The sequence below is a fragment of the Acidovorax sp. FG48 genome, from assembly GCF_057809085.1.
The window spans coordinates 279,658-296,973 of sequence record NZ_JBMDJH010000002.1; the positions used below are offsets into that span (position 1 = coordinate 279,658).

Sequence of the window (17,316 nt, forward strand, 5' to 3'; positions counted from 1 at the left end):
TTCGCTCAGGCGGCCGTGGCGGCGGGCCGGGCCAGGCGTGCTTCACGGATCGGCAGGTTGACCAGCGCTGCGCCCAGGGCCAGCACGATGTCGATGTACCAGACCCAGTCATAGCTGCCGGTGGCCTGGAACACGCTGCCGCCCAGGTAGGCACCCAGGAAGCCGCCCATCTGGTGCGACAGCATCACGATGCCAAACAACATCGCCATGTTGGCCGTGCCAAACATCTTGGCGACCAGTCCGGCTGTGGGGGGTACCGTGGACAGGAACGTGATGCCCATGACGGCGGCGAAGATCAGCACCACAGCGGGCGTCTTGGGGGCAAACAGAAAGATCAGCACTGCGAGGCCGCGCACCGCATACAGCAGCGACAGCAGCGACTTCATGCGCCAGCGCCCCACCGCCCAGCCCATGGCCAGGCTGCCCACAATGTTGAACAGCCCGATCACCGCCAGCGACCAGCCCCCTACTTCGGGCGCCAACCCGCACGCTGCAATCACGCCGGGCAAGTGCGTGGCCAGGAACGCCACGTGAAAGCCGCACACCAGAAAACCCGCCGCCAGATAGCGGTAGCTGGGCGTGGCCAGCGCCTGGGCAATGGCCTCGCGCGCGGTCAGCGCCTTCTGGCCGGACGCCGCAGCCGCCTGCGCCGCCAGGGCGTTGGAGTTGCCCTTGAGCACCCACACCGCCGGCAGCGCCAGCAGCACCAGCACGCCCAGCCACTGCATGGCGCTGGCCCAGCCCACCGCGGCGGTCAGGCTGATGGCAATGGGCGCCATCACAAACTGCCCGAACGAGCCGCCCGCGTTGACGATGCCGCTGGCCAGCCCGCGCTTTTGCAGCGGCACCAGCCGCGCAGTGGCCGCCATCAGCACGGACGGCCCGGCCATGCCCGCGCCGCCGGCAGCCAACACGCCAATCGCAAAGATCAGCCCAGCCGTGGTGGTCATGTACGGTGTGATGAACGTGCCCAGCGCCACCAGCGCTACGCCCAACAGGATGACGCGGCCCGTGCCGATGCGGTCGGCCACCGCCCCGGCAAACGGCTGGGTCAGGCCCCACCACAGCTGCCCAAACGCAAACGCCAGGCTGATGCTGCCAATGCCCAATCCGGTGGAGGTGTTGAGCGCGGACAGAAACAGGCCCATGGTCTGGCGTGTGCCCATCGTCATCGCAAAGGTGCCTGCTGCGGCCAGCAGCACCAGCCACAGGGCCAGTGGCGCGGCAGACCTGGCTGCGGTTTGAGGTGTCGTGTTATTCGTCATGCCCTGCCTCCTGCGTTGGCAGCGCTGCCAGCAAATCGAGTGAGTCGTCCACCAGTGCATGCAGCGCCATCACGCGTTCCACACCCAGCGCTTCATTCAGCGCAAGTTGCGCGGCCTTCCAGTGGCGCTGCGCCTCCGCGCGTTTGTCGCGGCCTGCATCGGTGATGTGCACCAGACGGCTGCGTGCGTCCGTGCCTGCCTTCAGCGTCACCCAGCCGGCATCGACCAGCGGGCGCAGATTGCGCGTCAGCGTGGAAGCATCCATCTTCATTTCCGTGGCGAGATCGCCGGGGCGGATCGGGCCCAGCTTGAGCACATGGGACAGCAGCGAGTACTGCGTGGTCTTGAGCCCGCACTTCGCCATTTCGGCGTCGTAGTGGTTGGCGACGCGGCGCATCAGCTGGCGCAGCTTGAAGTTGGTGCAGCCCTGCGGCAGCACGGGGGCCAGGGTGGACGGTTCGGCTTGCATGCATTTAATTGTATCTGCAATAATTGCATATGCAATCTAAAAGTTTCGCCCCCATCAACAACCCGGACACACCATGACCTCTAACAATCACCTCGAACACTGGCTGGCGCAGGAGCGCGACATCCTCGCCACGCTGGATGCAGGCCCTGGCCCTGGCGTGGCCACCCGCGACCAGATTGCCCACCTGAACGGCCTGCAGCAAATGCAGGCCATGCTGCGCGGCGAGCTGCCCTACGCGGCCATTGCCAAGACGCTGGACTTCTTGATCGTCGAAGTGGGCGAAGGCATCGCCATCTTCCAGGGCACACCTCGTGCAGAGCACTTGAACCCCATGGGCACGGTACACGGCGGCTGGTTTGCCACCCTGCTCGACTCCGCCCTGGGCTGCTCCATCCACACCCGCATGGAGCCCGGGCGCGGCTACACCACGGCCGAGCTGGGCATCAACCTGGTCAGGGCGATCACGCCCAAGGTGCAGCGGGTGCGTGCCGAGGGCCGCGTGATCCACTGCGGGCGCCAGCTGGCCACGGCCGAGGCGCGCCTGGTAGGGCCAGACGGCACGCTGTACGCCCACGCCACCACCACCTGCCTGGTTTTTGACTTGCCTGCACAATCGAAGGGATGAAATTCCTCCACACGATGCTGCGCGTTGGCAATCTTCAACGCTCGATTGATTTCTATACCAAGGTACTGGGCATGCAACTGCTGCGCCAATCCGAGAACCCCGAGTACAAATACTCGCTGGCCTTTCTAGGTTTTGAGGGCGGTAACCCCGGCCAGGCCGAGATCGAGCTGACCTACAACTGGGGTGTGGAAAGCTACGACATGGGCACGGCCTACGGCCACATTGCCCTGGGTGTGCCCGATGCGTATGCAGCGTGCGAGAAGATCAAGGCGGCGGGCGGCAACGTGACGCGCGAACCCGGCCCGGTCAAGGGCGGCACCACGGTGATCGCGTTTGTGACCGACCCCGATGGCTACAAGATCGAGTTGATCCAGCGCGCTGAAGGCGCAGGCGGCCAGGGGCTGCGGTAACTTTTACTATCAAATAGATAGCTGCTTGCGCATGTTCCACTAGCGCAAGCAGCCATTTAGACAACAAAAAACCCGGCACTGCCGGGTTTTTTGTTGGGGACACAGGCAGCGCTTACAGTGCGCCCAGCGTCACTTCCACACGGCGTGCTTCGGCGTTGCTGCCGGTTGCGGTGGTTTCTTCGGGCTTCTTCAGCTCGACCTTGTCTTCCGTCACGCCCAAGGCCTTGAGCGCTTCGGCCACGGCCACTGCGCGTTGCTTGGCCAGTTCAGCGTTCAGGGCGGCGTCGCCCGTCGCGTCATGGAAGCCGGAAATGACAGCCTTCTTGCCTTCGGCCACGCCCTTGACCACATCGGCCAGAGCTTCGTTGGCGCCTGCGGCCAGTTCGGCCTTGGCGGTGGCAAAGTAGAACTTCACCACACCGTTTTCAACGCGCACGCTGGCAACATCTTCTTCGACGGCAACCGGCGCGGCCGGAGCAGCGTCCACAACCACCGCTGCGGGCTGTGCCGGGGCCTTGGCACCCAGACGCTTGACCACCACGGTGCCCACCACCACGGAGATCACCAACGCAATCAGTGCAAAGAGAAAACCGAGGGCAAAACGTTCTTGGCTATCGTCGTCAGAGCTGGACATGAAGGGATCCCTGTAGTGATGAAAAAAGTGGTTGGCCGGCCCTGAAGAGAATGCGAAAACAAGGCCCTGGCCGATTGCAGCAAAGCTTTCGATTGTAGAGTGAAGCCATGACGAATCTGCCCGCCCCACTGCGAGACCCGGCGCCCATGCTGGAGCATGCCCTCCAGGAATGGGGCGGCCATCAGGACCTGTGGATCTTTGGCTATGGCTCGCTCATCTGGCGGCCGGATTTTGACTATGCCGAGCGCCGCCCGGCCAAGGTCCACGGCTGGCACCGGGCGCTGAAGATGTGGAGCCGTATCAACCGGGGCACGCCCGAGTGCCCGGGCCTGGTGTTCGGCATGCTGTCGGGCGGCAGCTGTCGGGGCATGGTGTTCCGCATAGACAAGGCCCACGCGCGGCAGGTGATGATCAACCTGTGGCAGCGCGAGATGCCTACCGCCGTGTACGACCCGCGCTGGCTCACCTGCCAGACACCCCAGGGGCCGGTGAGTGCTCTGGCGTTCACCCTGTCGCGCAAAAGCCCCAACCACACCGGCGAGCTGCCCGACCATGAATACCGGCGCATCTTTGATGAGGCCTGCGGGCGCTACGGCACCACGCGGGACTACGCCCAGGCCACTTATGACGAGTTGCGAAAGCACGGCATCCATGACCGGGCTCTGGCCCGGTTGATCGCACTGGCCCAAAAAGAGTCATAGTGCACATTTTTCTGGACTCGCGGGCAGTGGCTTGCGAGACTGCGTCTTTGTATCGGGTTCAATCCCGCGTTCATTCATTCGCACCGAGGAGTTTGAGTCATGAAGATTCGTTTTGCTTTTGCACTGTGTTCCCTGGCGGCTGTGGCGCTGGTGGGTTGCGCCTCCCATCTGTCCGGCAACCGCGCCACCGCCAAGCTGGAGCCCACCCGTGGCAATACCGCCAACGGCACGGTCACGTTCGTGCAGACGGGTGATGGCGTGCAGGTGTCTGGCGAGGTGCGTGGACTCAAGCCGGGCGCAGAGCATGGCTTTCACATCCACGAAAAGGGTGACTGCAGCAGCGGCGACGGCATGAGCACCGGCGGACATTTCAACCCCACGGCCAAACCCCACGGTGCCCACGGCGCTGCTGAACACCACACCGGCGACCTGCCCAGCCTCAAGGCCGACAAGTACGGCGTGGCCGCGTTCAGCTTTGTGTCGAAATCCATCAGTGTGGGCGGTCCGACCACCGACATCGTCGGCAAAGGCCTGATCGTTCACCGCGACCCCGACGATTACCAGACCCAGCCCACCGGCAACGCAGGCCCGCGCCTGGCCTGTGCGGTGATCGCGTCCAAGTAAAGGAAAGGGAAAGGGAAAGGGAAAGCGGCCTTCGCCGTCGCTACCTGCGCGTCGCCAGCAACCGCGCGGCGCGCTCCAGGTCTTGCACGGTGTCTATGTCGGTCACCGTGCCTTCGTCATCCACCTCCACCTGCCGTACCCTGCCCTGCTGCGCCTGCGCACGCACCACACGGGCGGCGCCCTGCTCGCCGGTCAGCGCCAGCAGGCTGGGTAAACATGCGGCAGCAAATCCCACAGGGTGACCGCGCTCGCCCTTGTACACCGGCATGGCAACGGCGCAGTCCGGGTCTGCCAGCGCGGCGGCCATGGTGCATAACGTCTCCGGGCGGATCAGCGGCAAATCTCCAGGCAATACCAGCCAGCCGGGCGCATCGGCCGTGGCTCGCACTGCGGCGGCAATGGAATCGCCCATGCCTGGGTGGCCTGCGTCTTCCAGGTGCCAAGGCAGGCCGCTGGCGCGCACGGCATCCAGGGTGTGCTCCAGCACGGTTTTTGCCCCCAAGGGCGCACGCAGCTTGTGCACCGCACCGCCGGATGCGGCAAAACGCGCTCCCCGGCCCGAGGCCAGCACCAGAACGACGGGGAGCGAGGTTGGTTGGAGCATGGGGTTGCGCTTGAACAGGTACCGGGGACCGGCGGCTGCGGCTTGCAGTCGGCGCGATTCTAGGGCCGCCATCCGCGCATCAAGTCGTCAGAAAGCGCCACTCCCTGCCGTGAAATCCGCGTGCTGCGCCGCCATGCCGTGCAGCATACCCACCAGGGGCCGCAGGTCGTCCCGACGACTGTGCAGTGCGTAGCCGAGCGAGCCCAGGGGCACCGGGCTGTCCAGCGGCTGCAGCACGCCCCGTTCGCACAGGGCTTGCGCCCAGCCCTCGGGCAGCAAGCCAATGCCGCTGCCCTGTGCCAGCAAGCCCACAATCGCGCCCCAGTGGTTGCACACCAGTCGGTGCGCGGGGCGTGCATCGGCCTGTCGCAGCCAGTCGTCGATGAGGTGCGTTACCCCCGAGCCCTGAGGCAGCGTCACCAGCGCGTGCGACTGCACGGCCTCGGCATCCATCTGGTGCAAGTCGCGTGCCACGCCAGGGCCTGCGCACCAGGCAAAGCGCGCATGCGCCAACGGCACTGACGTCAGCGCGCTGCGGCTGGCGGGGCCTGCAATCACGGCCACGTCCAGCTCGCCCTTGTCCAGCCGCTCCGCCAGAGCCGCGCCCACATCCACATGCACAGACACTTCCAGCGCCGGGTGCGCCGCCGCCAGGGCTGAGACCAAAAGAGGCAGCCAGGTGATTGCCGTCAGTTCGCCTACCCCCAGCCGGCAGGGGCCGCGCAGGCCGGCGGTACTGCCCATCTCTTGCTGCAAACGGTCTGCCTGCTGCAGCAACCCACCCGCCAGCGGCAGCAACCGTGTGCCCGCCTCCGTCAACGCGGCGCGGTGACCGGCGCGGTCAAACAGCACCTGGCCCAGCGAGGCCTCCAACTCGGCAATCCGCTTGGACAGGGACGACACCGACAGGTGCACCCGCTCGGCCGCCATGGCAAAGCTGCTGCAGGTGGCGGCCCAGTAGAAAGCTTCGAGCTGTTTGAGGGTCATGTCGTGAAGTTGTTTCTAATTTGGCAAACAAATGATTCGCAATAAATTCGCTTTCTTGATTATTGCGGTTTCAGGACACTGCTTTCCAGCCCCCGTCTGCTTTTGCCTGAAACCACGCCATGTCCACCCCCTCCTCCGCCCCCCAACCGCCCTCCGCCAACGCCTGGGGCGCTTTCAACGGCACGCGCCGCAGCGGCCGCACGGCCGATCTGTTGTCGCTGGACGACTTTGAAGCCGCCGCCCGCCGCGTGCTGCCGCGCCCCATCTTTGGCTACGTGGCCGGTGCTGCCGAGGACAACCAGGCATTGGACGACAACCGCCAAGCGTTCCGCGAGATCGCCCTCGTCCCCCGCGTGCTGCGCAACGTGGCCGAGCGTGACCAGGGCGTGACCCTGTTCGGCCAGCGCTACGCCAGCCCCTTCGGGATCGCGCCCATGGGCATCGCGGCGCTGTCGGCCTACCGGGGCGACATCGTGCTGGCCCGTGCGGCGGCAGCGGCGGGCATCCCGGCCGTGCAGAGCGGCAGCTCCCTCATCCGGCTGGAAGAAGTGATGGCCGCCGCCCCCGGCACCTGGTTCCAGGCCTACCTGCCCGGCACACCCGAACGCATCGACGCCTTGTTATGGCGCGTGATCGCGGCAGGCGTGCAGACCCTGGTGGTGACGGTGGACATCCCCGTGGCCGGCAACCGCGAGAACAACATCCGCGCGGGCTTCTCCACCCCACTGCGCCCCAGCCTGCGCCTGGCGTGGGACGGCATGGTGCGCCCGCGCTGGCTGGCGGGCACGCTGCTGCGCACGCTGGCACGCCACGGCATGCCACATTTTGAAAACTCGTTTGCCGAGCGCGGCGCGCCCATCCTGTCGTCGCGTGTGCAGCGCGACTTTGCCGCGCGCGACCACTTTGACTGGAGTCACATCGCCCACATCCGCCGCCAGTGGCGCGGCCCGCTGGTGGTCAAGGGCATCCTTAGCCCACAAGACGCCGCCCTCGCCCGCCAGCATGGAGTGGACGGCATCATCGTCAGCAACCACGGCGGCCGCCAGCTTGACGGTGCCGTGGCCCCGCTGCGCGTGCTGCCTGCGATTGTCGAGCAGGCGGGCAGCGGCATGACGGTGATGCTGGATGGCGGCATCCGCCGGGGCACTGACGTGATCAAGGCCCTGGCACTTGGCGCGCAGGCGGTGTTTGTAGGGCGGCCCTTTAACTACGCCGCTGCAGTGGACGGCGAGGCAGGCGTAACAGCGGCCATCGATCTATTGCGCGCCGAGGTGGACCGCAACCTGGCCATGCTGGGCGCCACCACCTGCGCGGCGCTAGGGCCAGAGCATCTCATGGACCGCCGAGCACCGTAGAGGACTGCGGCGCACGCTTCTCGGCGAGTGTCTGATCAAGCTGGGGAGCAAAGTGCAATCAGCGCAGTTTGAAATGAAGTGAAGGCAGCGCCGCCAACACGCCTTAGTCGATCACTTCAAAATTCATAGCTGTCAGCGCTTATCCAAAAAGCGCTAGTAGCACTTTTCATTCAATAGGGTTGGTCTGCAGCGTCACGGACAGCCTCAGGCTGATTTCGAACTTTCACTCGACCACCATTGGCAGGCAGTTTTTGACCCGAACCGTTCCGGTTGCCGTGCACCATGGAACTGGCATGGGCGGCTCTTCAGTTAAAGTCCTCGCCCCGCGGGTGATTTTTGGCCGCTTCGTGCACCCCCGTGACTCGGTTTGAAAACAAAATCTGCGACTTTGGGTGGCACGTCGGCTGATGTAGCCGTGCAAACCGCACCTCGCGGAGATAGAAGAAATATGCTGCTAACCGATATAACCGTCGAGCACACTTTGGTGTCCAAAAAGGATGGCGTTCGTCAGACTTTCTTGCTGCATCCTTTTACCGATACACAGCGCGATTCACTGGGAAAATTCGAGCTCGTCCGTGACGTCAGCCAGCCCGGACTCAAAGACGCAAAACGCTCCACCTTCGTATCGTTTCACCAATTGGCGGAGCTGTATGCAAAAGGCCTGCTCGAAGAATTTGGGTTTTCCGTTCGCATGTGTCCGGGTAAAGGCACCTACCCTGCCAAGCTTCCAGCCAAAAAGATACTGCCCACCAGCATCAAGCCCGGCTCTTCGTTCGATCTGGCAGTGCAAAAGGTGGATATTTCCAAACCGGCCACGCGCGAATTGAGAACGGCCTTACTTCGCGCCAACGTCCAAATTTCAGTGTGACGGCACTGATCGATAAAGGAGCCACTGTGAACCCACCCGTTGCGCATGCAGAACTGATTGCCACATTCAAGCGGGCCGAGGCAGATGCCGCTCACAAGTTCGGATTGATCCAAGCGGCAGCGAATAAAGGCCCCAAGGCAATACAAGCCGCCGCCGAAACAGCGGCAAAGGCGGCAAAACGCAGGGACTCTTTTGCGAAAAAGCTGGGCGATCTAGGGGTGGACCTAAAGTATTGAGCGCCGCCAAGCACATGGCGCAACACCCATCATTGGCGACCGCGCACAACGGGCGATGATCGTCAAAATCATCTCCGCCACATAAAACAGAATCGGCCACGGGTCCTGCCCCGATTTGCATGCTTTTCAAGCACGGCAATTGAAGCGTCTTCATTTTCCGGATTACAAAGGCGTTGAGAGAGATTGGAGACCGCTATAGGCTGATTGCGGAAGTTCGACACCTGCAAGCTAGACATCTGCACGAAAGGTGATAGCAGTCATTCGCGAACGGTTCGGCTTAGAGAAGCGTACCGACGTTTAGACGTTACCCTCCCGAACCTATGAGCCCATCTGACACAACGTGACATACGCCCCTTACCTCTGCTATACCCACCCCGTTTGCCGATTCACAACGCGAACTGCGGACCGACGCCGCAACAATCGAGCGAGCAAGGAGCGCAAAACAGAATGAGCGATTGGGATTTTCTTCACGACATGCACGACCGTGGATACAGCGCCGACGACATAGCGGATGCTGCGGCCTGCGGCTATGCACCTTGGGAAGCCAAGTACATCGACCGACAGTGGGCCGAGGAACAACTTGAGGGTGAGCCAGAGGACACTGCCGCCTCGATTCAACCTGTACGAAGCAGGGAGGGCTTTCCGTTCAGTATCCTGGAGCAGACGGAAATCTTCCAAGACTTGGTCGACTGCGCCGAGCGGCATTTCGAGAATACCGGCCGATACCTTCAGGTGTGGGGCGAACTGGGAGAAATCTACGCAGAGATCAAGTTCGGTCTTCGCCGCCATGCGACCCACGCGCCAGGCTCTGACGGCACGATTGACGGCAAGCGGGTTGAGGTGAAGACCATCTCACCCGAAAAGGCCAGCGACCACGTAATGGTCAAGAGCCAAGGCAACTTTGAGAAGCTGCTAATCATCCGGATTGATCGGCACTTCCAGTTCCAAGGCAAGCTCATCGACCGCAGCCAGTTGAGTGGCGGCGCGGGCAAGTACCTCAAGGGTCGACTTCCCTGACGCTGTGACTGGAGTCGAGAAAGATGCCTTTCCGGTAGATGATGGGCGATTTGCAGTCGCTCGTTTCCGCACGACAGAAAAACGGCTTACGCTGCATTGCAGCCATTTCCCTGCCGCTTGAAGTAGGCCGAAAGCTGCGCGCCAAAACACAGCTAGAGCAATGCTATGGGGGACACCTAACTTGAAGCAGATGGATAGGTCATAAAAAAAGCGCCGGGCTTTTCCAACCCCGGCGCTCTCATTCCAGCAAGCTTTATCAAGCCAGCTTGAACGGCAGCTCGCGTGGCGTCTTGCCCGTGATCTGCGCGATGGCATTGGCAAACGCCGGCGCCAGCGGCGGCAATCCAGGCTCACCCATGCCCTTCGGCGGATCGGCGCTGGGTACGATGTGCACCGTCACCTGTGGCATGTCGGTGATGCGGGGCACGGCGTAGTCGCCGAAGTTGCTCTGCTCCACCACACCGTCCTTGAGCGTGATGGCGGCACCGGGCAGGCAGGTGCCCAGGCCCATCAGCGCGGCTCCTTGCACCTGGGCTTCCACGCTCTTGGGGTTGACCACCAGGTTGCAGTGCACGCCGGCGGTAATGCTGTGCAGCTTGGGCGTGCCGTCTTTGACGGACGCCTCGACCACATAGGCCACCACCGACTCGAACGATTCGTGCACCGCCACGCCCCAGGCGCGGCCGGCGGCCAGCTTCTTCTTGCCGTAGCCCGACTGGGCGACGGCCAGTTGCAGGGCCGCCTTGTGGCGCGGGTGCTTGTCGCCCATCAGTGCCAGGCGGTAGGCCACGGGGTCTTGCTTGGTGGCGCGGGCCACTTCGTCGATCAGCGTCTCCATGGCATAGGCCGTGTGGGTGGAGCCCACGCTGCGCCACCACAGCACCGGTACGTTCACGTCCGGGTGGTGCACCGACAGCTTCATGGGTACGTCGTAGGGCTCTTTCATGCCTTCGATGGCCGTGGCGTCGATGCCGTTCTTGATCATGAAGGCCTCGAACGGCGAGCCCTTGGTGATGGACTGGCCGACGATGGTGTGGTCCCACGCCAGGATCTTGCCCTTGGCGTCAAAGCCGATCTCGGCGCGGTGCACGTGCATGGGGCGGTAGTAGCCGCCCTTGATGTCGTCCTCGCGGCTCCACAGCGTGCGCACCGGCGCGGTGATGCCCGCAGTGCGCGCGGCTTTGGCCACGCCGCAGGCCTCCACCACGTAGTCGCTGGTGGGAATGGCACGGCGGCCAAAGCCGCCACCGGCCATCTGCGTGTTGACCTTGACGTTCTGCGGCTGCAGGCCCAGCGTCTTGGCGGCGGCCATCGCGTCCAGGCCGGGCATCTGGGTGCCCATCCAGAGTTCGGCCTTGTCACCATCCAGCTTCACGGTGCAGTTGAGCGGCTCCATGGGCGCGTGCGCCAGGTACGGGAAGACGAACTCGGCACTGATCTTGTGGGGTGCGCCCGCCAGCGGCGCCATGTCGGCCTGCATGGCCACGTTGCCCGGCTTGGCGGCCAGTTCGCGGTACTGTGCCAGCAGCGCAGTGGTGTCGGGCTTGGTGACCGCGCTGGTGTCCCATTCCACCTTCAGCGCGTCGCGGCCCTGCTTGGCAGGCCAGTAGCCGTCGGCCACGATGGCAATGCCCTCGCCGCCCCGGTCGGTGGGCACGCGCAGCACGGCCTTTACGCCCTTGATGGCTTTGGCGGTGCTGTCGTCCAGCGACTTCACTTTGCCGCCAAACACGGGCGGGCGGGCCACCACGGCCGTCAGCATGCCGGGCAGGCGTACGTCGATGCCGTAGTCCTGCTGGCCGCTCGACTTGGCCTTGGCATCCAGGCGCCCGGTGGGCTTGCCGATCAGGCGGAACTGCTTGGGGTCCTTCAAGGTGACCTTTTCGGGCACGGGCTGCTTCATGGCGGCTTCGGCCAACTGGCCGTAGCCCAGCTTCTTGCCGCCGGGGCCCACGACGAAGCCGTTGCTGGTGCGCAGGGCCGACGCGTCCACACCCCACTGCGCGGCAGCGGCCCCGACCAGCATGGCGCGGGTGCGTGCACCCAGCTCGCGGTACTGGGTGTACGAGTTTTTGATGGAGTTGGAGCCGCCCGTGAGGTGCATGCCAAACGCGGGGTCAGCATAGGCCGGGTTGGCGTCGCCGTGCACGCTGCGCACCTTGCTCCAGTCGGCATCCAGTTCCTCGGCCAGGATCATGGGCAGGCCGGTCTGCACGCCCTGGCCGAAGTCAAGCCGGTTGATGGTGACAGTGACGGTGCCATCGGCATCAATGCGCACAAAGGCCGAGGGCTGCTCGTGCGGCTTGAGGCCTGTGGGTGCCGCAGCCGCCGCGCCCTGCGCAGCAGACACCAGCGGAAACGCGCCCAGCGCAAAGCCCGAGGCCGCAGACACCTTGAGGAAGGTACGGCGCGCCACGCCGTCCGACGCATTCAATGCTTCCGAATTGATAGCGCCTTGCGCTTTATCCACTAGCGCTTGGAGGTGTTTTGGCATGAAATGCTGTGCCTGGCCCTGCAGGGCATGGGGTTCGAAGTGCATGGTGATCTCCTTCAATCAGGCCAGGGTCTTGGCAGCGTCGTGGATGGCGGCGCGGATGCGCACGTAGGTGCCGCAGCGGCACACGTTGCCGGCCATGGCAGCGTCGATGTCGGCATCGGTGGGCTTTTTCTTGCCCTTGAGCAGCGCGGTGGCGCTCATGATCTGGCCGCTCTGGCAGTAGCCGCACTGGGCCACGTCGTGCTTGACCCAGGCAGCGTGCACGGCCTTGCCCACCTTGTCATCAGCGGCAATGGCTTCAATGGTGGTGATCTTCTGGCCTGCCGCCGCCGAGATGGGCGTGATGCAGGACCGCACCGGCGCGCCGTTCAGGTGCACGGTGCACGCACCGCACAGCGCCTGGCCGCAGCCAAACTTGGTGCCGGTCATGCCCAGCGTGTCGCGCAGGGCCCAGAGGATGGGGGTGGATTCGTCGGCATCCACGGCCGTGTCTTTGCCGTTGATATTGAGGGTGGACATCGTGGGACTCCTTGGGATGAAGGTCAGCGCTCAAAAGCACAGCGCAATCGGTAGGGCGGCGCGGGCAGACATCAAGCCGCTTTGTTGTTTTAAGAGAATAACTATTCGATTAAACCGCAAAATTCGAGTTTCTGCAGCGGCACGATTTACGCCTTGATGGCGTCCCAGCACAGGCCAAACGCCATTTGGTGCACGGCCTCATCGTCGGGCAGCACCTGGGTGCGGATCAGGTTGCCGGTCTCCCGCACCGAGCCCACCAGGCTGGCCGTGAGCAGCGGAATGGGCACGGCTTTGAGGATCTCCTGCTGCTGGCCTTCCTCCATCAGCGCAAAAAAGCCTGCCATCAGCCGGGTCGAAAATTCGCGGTTGCCCTGTGTGAACCAGGGCGAGTTGTAGTACTGCTCCTGGAACACCACTTCGGCGTACTGGTCCAGCCGATGGCGCAGCAGGTTGCCCCAGGCGCGGCGCACCCGTGCGCGGTAGGGCATGCCAGGTTCTATGCCGTCCATGATGCGCGCGGCGGTGACGGTCTTGGCGTCCTGGTACAGCTGGCTGATGAGTTCGTCCTTGGACGGGTAGTACACGTACAGCGTGCTTGTGGCCACGCCCGCTGCCCGGGCAATGTCGGCCAGGGTCAGGCCGCTCAGGCCCCGCTGGGCTACCAGTTCAAAGGTGGCCTGGGCGATGGCGCGCTGTTTTTCGTCGTCTTTGGGTTTCATCGGAACCAAGAATATAAACGAACATAAATTCGACCACTACCAAAGCCCGCGCGCATGACTACGGCGCCCTGCCCTAACGCAAAGAGCCATGGTACGAGGGATGCACAATCGTGGCCATGACCACGAACTCCATCGCCGACCTCCGCAAGAGCTACGAGCGCGCCGAACTCAACGAAGACGCCTCGCACGCTGCCCCCCTGCAGCAGTTTGACCAGTGGCTCAAGGAAGCCATCAGCGCCGAAGTGCCCGAGCCCAACGCCATGACTTTGGCCACCGTGGGCAGCGACCTGCGTCCCAGCACCCGCATCGTGCTCATCAAGGGCTATGACGAGCGCGGCATCGTCTGGTTCACCAACTACGACAGCCGCAAGGGCCGGCAGATTGCCGGCAACCCTTATGCCGCCCTGCAGTTCCACTGGGTGGAGCTGGAGCGTGTGGTGCGCATCGAAGGCGTGGTGGAGAAGGTCAGCGACGAGGAAAGCGACGAATACTTCCACAGCCGCCCGCTCGACTCCCGCATCGGCGCCTGGGCCAGTCCGCAAAGCCAGGTCATTTCAGGCCGCAGCGTGCTGGTGGCCAATGCGGCCAAGTACGGTGCGCAATTCATGCTGAAACCGCCCCGCCCGCCGCACTGGGGCGGCTACCGCCTCAAGCCCGACCAGTGGGAGTTCTGGCAGGGGCGCAAGAGCCGGCTGCATGACCGGCTGCGCTACCGGCTGGACGCAGGCGAATGGGTGCGGGAGCGGCTGGCGCCCTGACCTGAACCTGGGCCCTGGGTCGCTGGCTCAGCCCGCGACCCACCGCGTGACCGCCAAAATCACCAACGGCATGGTGACCAAACCCATGGCGGTGGACACCGCCACGCTGGCCGTCACCTCTTCCTCTGCCACGCGGTAGCGCTGCGAGAACAAAAACACGTTGGCCCCCACGGGCAGCGATGCTGCGACGATCATCACGGCCAGCGGCATGCCCGACAGGCCCAGCGCCCAGCCCATGCTGGCCAGCACCAGCGGGTGCACCACACATTTCACCAGCGCAATGCGCAGCGCGGCCTTGAACTGGTGGCCGACCTTGGTGAATGCCAGCGTTACCCCCACCAGCAACAGCGCAATCGGCCCCAGCGCCTGGCCCAGCAGTTGCAGGGGCTTGCCCACTACCTCGGGCACCACCAGCCCGGTCTGCGCAAACAGCAGGCCCGCAATGATGGGCAGCGGCACGGGGTGCACGATGCCGTTGCGGATGGCCTGCAGCACCGTGCGCCACATGGGCTGCTGCACCCCGCCCGGGCGCCCGGCATGTTCGCGTGCGGCCGCCAGCTCGAACACCACCGTGGCGGCCGTCAGCAGGATGAGCGAGTGCACCGAGATCAGGGTGAACAGCGTGACCAGCCCTGCCTCGCCAAACACCAGGCCCACCAGCGGCACACCGATCATCAGCGTGTTGCTGAAGGTGTTGGCCAGCGCCCGCGCGGCGCCCAGCGTGTTGAAACCCTGCACCGCCAGCGTGGCGGCATAGACCACACCAAACGCCACAAAGTAGATGCCCACGGGGCCGAAGTTGAGGTCTTCCAGGTGTACCGTGCTCATGGTACGGAACAGCAGCGCGGGCGTGAGCACCATGAACACGAGGTTGGCCAAGTCTTTGACGGACTCGGCACGTATCCAGCCACGCCGCCCCACATAAAAGCCGATGGCAATGAACAGGATGACGGGGATCAGCGAGGTGAAGACAGGAGAGTTCACGGAGAAAAGTGCGCCAGATCGGCAAGGGTGGGCGCCGATTGTCTCCCATCATCTCTGCCGATTCGGCGTGGTGCGCTCGCCGCACAGCCATTATTTGCTACATATTCAATAGCTATCAGCGCATATTCCACTAGCGCTTGGCGCCGATTCCTTTCAAATCCTCTGGCCTGCGCCCGCCGGGGGCGTATCTGCTGCGGCGCGCGGTGCGTCCGCCGACAGCAGGGCCAGCAGCCCTTGCAGCCCCTCCACCCGGTGGTCTGCCAGAGGCCAGGGCTCGACACCCGGCCGCACGGTCTGGACGGTGGTGGCTCCCAGCGCGCGCCCGGCCGCCAGCTCGGACAAGGGGTTGTCGCCCACCACCAGCATCTTGCGGGGCGTGCAACCCTCGCGGGCCAGGATCTGTTCAAAGAGGACCTGCTTGCCGTGCCCGGCATCGGTGGGTGGTGCGTCAATCGCGTCGATGAGGACTTGCTCGAACCAGGGGCGTATTCCCAGTGCATCGATCTTGCTGTCCTGCAGGCGCCGAAAGCCGCTGGTGACCAGGTAGCGCCGCAACGGAATGCGAGGCAGCAGGTCGATGTCGGCATAGCCCTGCAGCGGCGGCCTGGCCTTCATCTGGCTGAACTGCTGCCACCCGGCCGCACGCATCGCGGGAGTGAAATGGTGGCGCTGGGCCACCAGGTCGAACGCAGTGAACCAGCAAGCCTGCAGCGCCTGGTCCAGGGCCTGCGGGCTCAGTGCGCCCTGGTTGGCTTGCCGCACAGCCTCGAATGCGGGCTCGAACAAAGGGCCCACCGCCCGCGCATCCATCAGGCAGTTATCCAGGTCAAAAACAGCAACGGTGTAGTCCAGAGGCATGGCTCATCAAAAGGGGGTTAACAAAACGGTGTGGCGCATGCCGGGCGCATACAGGGCAAAAGCCGCGCACCTTTGAACAGGTTCTTATCCAGCCACCACGGATACGCCATGGTCTGCCAGTGTCAGGCTGACCGGGGCGCCCACATCCAGCGGCAACTCCACCAGGGGCGACACCACAAAAATGGCGCCCAGGGCGCTGGCAAACGTGTATTCCATGACGCTGCCCAGGTAGGTGCAGCGGATGACCCGCGCGGCCAGGCCTGCCGATGTGGCCGGGCCAATCACCCAGGCCTCCGGGCGCACGGCGATCTTGACCGGGCCTGTAGGCAGTGCGGCGGGTGACGGTACGCGCAGCGGGCCCAGCTGCGCATACCCGGTGCCTGCAGTGCTACCCGGGCTGGGCGCGTGGTTCTGGGCTGCGAACAGCATGGCCTCGCCCATGAAGCCGGCCACAAACTCGGACGTGGGTTGCTCGTACAGCGCACTGGGCGCGCCGCGTTGGGCGATGGCGCCCCGGTCCATCACCACGATCTGGTCGCTGACGGCCAGCGCTTCGGACTGGTCGTGGGTGACATAGGCCACAGTGAGCTTCAGGCGCTGCTGCAGGGCGCGAATCTCCTCGCGCATCGCACGGCGCAGGCGGGCATCCAGGTTGGACAGGGGTTCGTCGAACAGCAGCACGGCGGGCTCCAGCGCCAGCGCGCGGGCCAGCGCCACGCGCTGCTGCTGCCCGCCTGACAGCTCATGCGGCCTGCGCTGGTCCAGGCCGTGCAGGCCCACGGTGTCGAGCATGGCGCGGGCCTTTTCGCGCACCTGCTGGCTGCCCAGGCCCGAAAGGTGTAAGCCGTAGACCACGTTGTCGATGACGTTCATGTGCGGAAACAGCGCGTAGTTCTGGAACACCAGGCTCACATTGCGCTGCGCCGGGCCGAGGGGGGTCACATCCTGCCCGTCGATAAAGATGCGGCCCGATGTGGGTGATTCGAGCCCGGCAATCAGGCGCAGCGTGGTTGTCTTGCCGCAGCCCGACGGCCCGAGGATGGTGGTGAGCGTGCCGCGCGGCACGCTGAAGCTGATGTGGTCCACCACCAGCGGAGCGTCGGGCGATGAGCCGTACCGCTTGCTGACATCCCGGAACTCGATGCCATGCACGGTAGGTGTCTCGGAGGGGGGCGTCACGGGCATC

Annotated in this window: 20 protein-coding genes; 9 read left to right on the forward strand and 11 right to left on the reverse strand. The window is 64.4% G+C overall.

Annotated elements, in window-relative coordinates; all coding sequences use genetic code 11:
- Positions 1–5 precede the first annotated feature (5 nt).
- Together ACODSU_RS04305 and ACODSU_RS04310 are read right to left on the reverse strand one after the other, a co-directional pair.
- On the reverse strand, positions 6–1,265 hold the full coding sequence (locus ACODSU_RS04305) for an MFS transporter (protein ID WP_488840355.1): 1,260 nt from the start codon (positions 1,263–1,265) through the stop codon (positions 6–8).
- Positions 1,255–1,734, reverse strand: coding sequence for a MarR family winged helix-turn-helix transcriptional regulator (locus ACODSU_RS04310; RefSeq protein ID WP_488840357.1), 480 nt, complete (start codon positions 1,732–1,734; stop codon positions 1,255–1,257). Before ACODSU_RS04310 ends, ACODSU_RS04305 begins: the two co-directional genes overlap by 11 nt.
- A 73-nt stretch (positions 1,735–1,807) precedes the next feature.
- Between ACODSU_RS04310 and ACODSU_RS04315 the strand changes: the two genes are divergently transcribed.
- On the forward strand, positions 1,808–2,359 hold the full coding sequence (locus tag ACODSU_RS04315) for a PaaI family thioesterase (RefSeq protein WP_422849595.1): 552 nt from the start codon (positions 1,808–1,810) through the stop codon (positions 2,357–2,359).
- Positions 2,356–2,769: a lactoylglutathione lyase gene (gene gloA / locus ACODSU_RS04320; protein WP_015014110.1), complete on the forward strand. Its 414-nt coding sequence runs from the start codon at positions 2,356–2,358 to the stop codon at positions 2,767–2,769. The genes ACODSU_RS04315 and gloA overlap by 4 nt, the downstream gene beginning before the upstream one ends.
- A 112-nt stretch (positions 2,770–2,881) precedes the next feature.
- Here the strand turns inward: gloA and ACODSU_RS04325 are convergent, their stop codons facing one another.
- A complete protein-coding gene (locus tag ACODSU_RS04325) occupies positions 2,882–3,403 on the reverse strand; it encodes an OmpA family protein (protein WP_110958679.1) in 522 nt (173 codons plus the stop codon).
- A 107-nt stretch (positions 3,404–3,510) separates the two neighbouring features.
- On the opposite strand from ACODSU_RS04325, the gene ACODSU_RS04330 reads away from it, so the two are divergent.
- A complete protein-coding gene (locus ACODSU_RS04330) occupies positions 3,511–4,104 on the forward strand; it encodes a gamma-glutamylcyclotransferase (protein ID WP_488840360.1) in 594 nt (197 codons plus the stop codon).
- Positions 4,105–4,203: 99 nt separating this feature from the next.
- Entirely contained in the window at positions 4,204–4,728 is a 525-nt protein-coding gene (locus ACODSU_RS04335) for a superoxide dismutase family protein (protein WP_488840361.1), read from the forward strand.
- A gap of 40 nt (positions 4,729–4,768) precedes the next feature.
- On the opposite strand, the gene ACODSU_RS04340 is transcribed toward ACODSU_RS04335, so the two are convergent.
- Together ACODSU_RS04340 and ACODSU_RS04345 are read right to left on the reverse strand one after the other, a co-directional pair.
- A complete protein-coding gene (locus ACODSU_RS04340; protein WP_488840363.1) occupies positions 4,769–5,332 on the reverse strand; it encodes a nucleotidyltransferase family protein in 564 nt (187 codons plus the stop codon).
- Between the two features lie 87 nt (positions 5,333–5,419).
- Entirely contained in the window at positions 5,420–6,319 is a 900-nt protein-coding gene (locus tag ACODSU_RS04345; protein ID WP_488840365.1) for a LysR family transcriptional regulator, read from the reverse strand.
- Between the two features lie 119 nt (positions 6,320–6,438).
- Between ACODSU_RS04345 and ACODSU_RS04350 the strand changes: the two genes are divergently transcribed.
- The 4 genes from ACODSU_RS04350 (at position 6,439) to ACODSU_RS04365 (ending at position 9,795) form a co-directional block, all read left to right on the forward strand.
- Positions 6,439–7,674 (forward strand): alpha-hydroxy acid oxidase, encoded by a 1,236-nt coding sequence (locus ACODSU_RS04350; protein WP_488840367.1) that lies wholly within the window; start codon positions 6,439–6,441, stop codon positions 7,672–7,674.
- Positions 7,675–8,122: 448 nt separating this feature from the next.
- A complete protein-coding gene (locus tag ACODSU_RS04355) occupies positions 8,123–8,542 on the forward strand; it encodes a hypothetical protein (RefSeq protein WP_488840369.1) in 420 nt (139 codons plus the stop codon).
- Between the two features lie 26 nt (positions 8,543–8,568).
- Entirely contained in the window at positions 8,569–8,778 is a 210-nt protein-coding gene (locus ACODSU_RS04360) for a hypothetical protein (RefSeq protein ID WP_488840371.1), read from the forward strand.
- Between the two features lie 447 nt (positions 8,779–9,225).
- Complete coding sequence (locus tag ACODSU_RS04365; RefSeq protein WP_488840373.1) at positions 9,226–9,795, forward strand: DUF6998 domain-containing protein; 570 nt, start codon at positions 9,226–9,228, stop codon at positions 9,793–9,795.
- 256 nt (positions 9,796–10,051) lie between these two features.
- Here ACODSU_RS04365 and ACODSU_RS04370 read toward each other — a convergent pair whose 3' ends face one another.
- From ACODSU_RS04370 to ACODSU_RS04380, 3 genes are all read right to left on the reverse strand, one after another.
- Complete coding sequence (locus ACODSU_RS04370) at positions 10,052–12,334, reverse strand: xanthine dehydrogenase family protein molybdopterin-binding subunit (RefSeq protein ID WP_488840375.1); 2,283 nt, start codon at positions 12,332–12,334, stop codon at positions 10,052–10,054.
- Between the two features lie 15 nt (positions 12,335–12,349).
- A complete protein-coding gene (locus tag ACODSU_RS04375; RefSeq protein ID WP_488840377.1) occupies positions 12,350–12,811 on the reverse strand; it encodes a (2Fe-2S)-binding protein in 462 nt (153 codons plus the stop codon).
- A 146-nt stretch (positions 12,812–12,957) separates the two neighbouring features.
- Entirely contained in the window at positions 12,958–13,530 is a 573-nt protein-coding gene (locus tag ACODSU_RS04380; RefSeq protein ID WP_015014099.1) for a TetR/AcrR family transcriptional regulator, read from the reverse strand.
- A 116-nt stretch (positions 13,531–13,646) separates the two neighbouring features.
- On the opposite strand from ACODSU_RS04380, the gene pdxH reads away from it, so the two are divergent.
- Positions 13,647–14,288, forward strand: a complete 642-nt coding sequence (pdxH, locus tag ACODSU_RS04385; RefSeq protein WP_209819643.1) for a pyridoxamine 5'-phosphate oxidase — start codon at positions 13,647–13,649, stop codon at positions 14,286–14,288.
- A gap of 27 nt (positions 14,289–14,315) precedes the next feature.
- Here the strand turns inward: pdxH and ACODSU_RS04390 are convergent, their stop codons facing one another.
- The 3 genes from ACODSU_RS04390 to ACODSU_RS04400 form a co-directional block, all read right to left on the reverse strand.
- Positions 14,316–15,272, reverse strand: coding sequence for an AEC family transporter (locus ACODSU_RS04390; protein WP_209819642.1), 957 nt, complete (start codon positions 15,270–15,272; stop codon positions 14,316–14,318).
- Between the two features lie 153 nt (positions 15,273–15,425).
- Positions 15,426–16,130 carry an HAD family hydrolase gene (locus ACODSU_RS04395; RefSeq protein WP_488840380.1) on the reverse strand — a complete coding sequence of 235 codons (705 nt, stop codon included), beginning with the start codon at positions 16,128–16,130 and terminating at the stop codon, positions 15,426–15,428.
- Between the two features lie 84 nt (positions 16,131–16,214).
- On the reverse strand, positions 16,215–17,315 hold the full coding sequence (locus tag ACODSU_RS04400) for an ABC transporter ATP-binding protein (protein ID WP_488840382.1): 1,101 nt from the start codon (positions 17,313–17,315) through the stop codon (positions 16,215–16,217).
- Position 17,316: the final 1 nt, after the last annotated feature.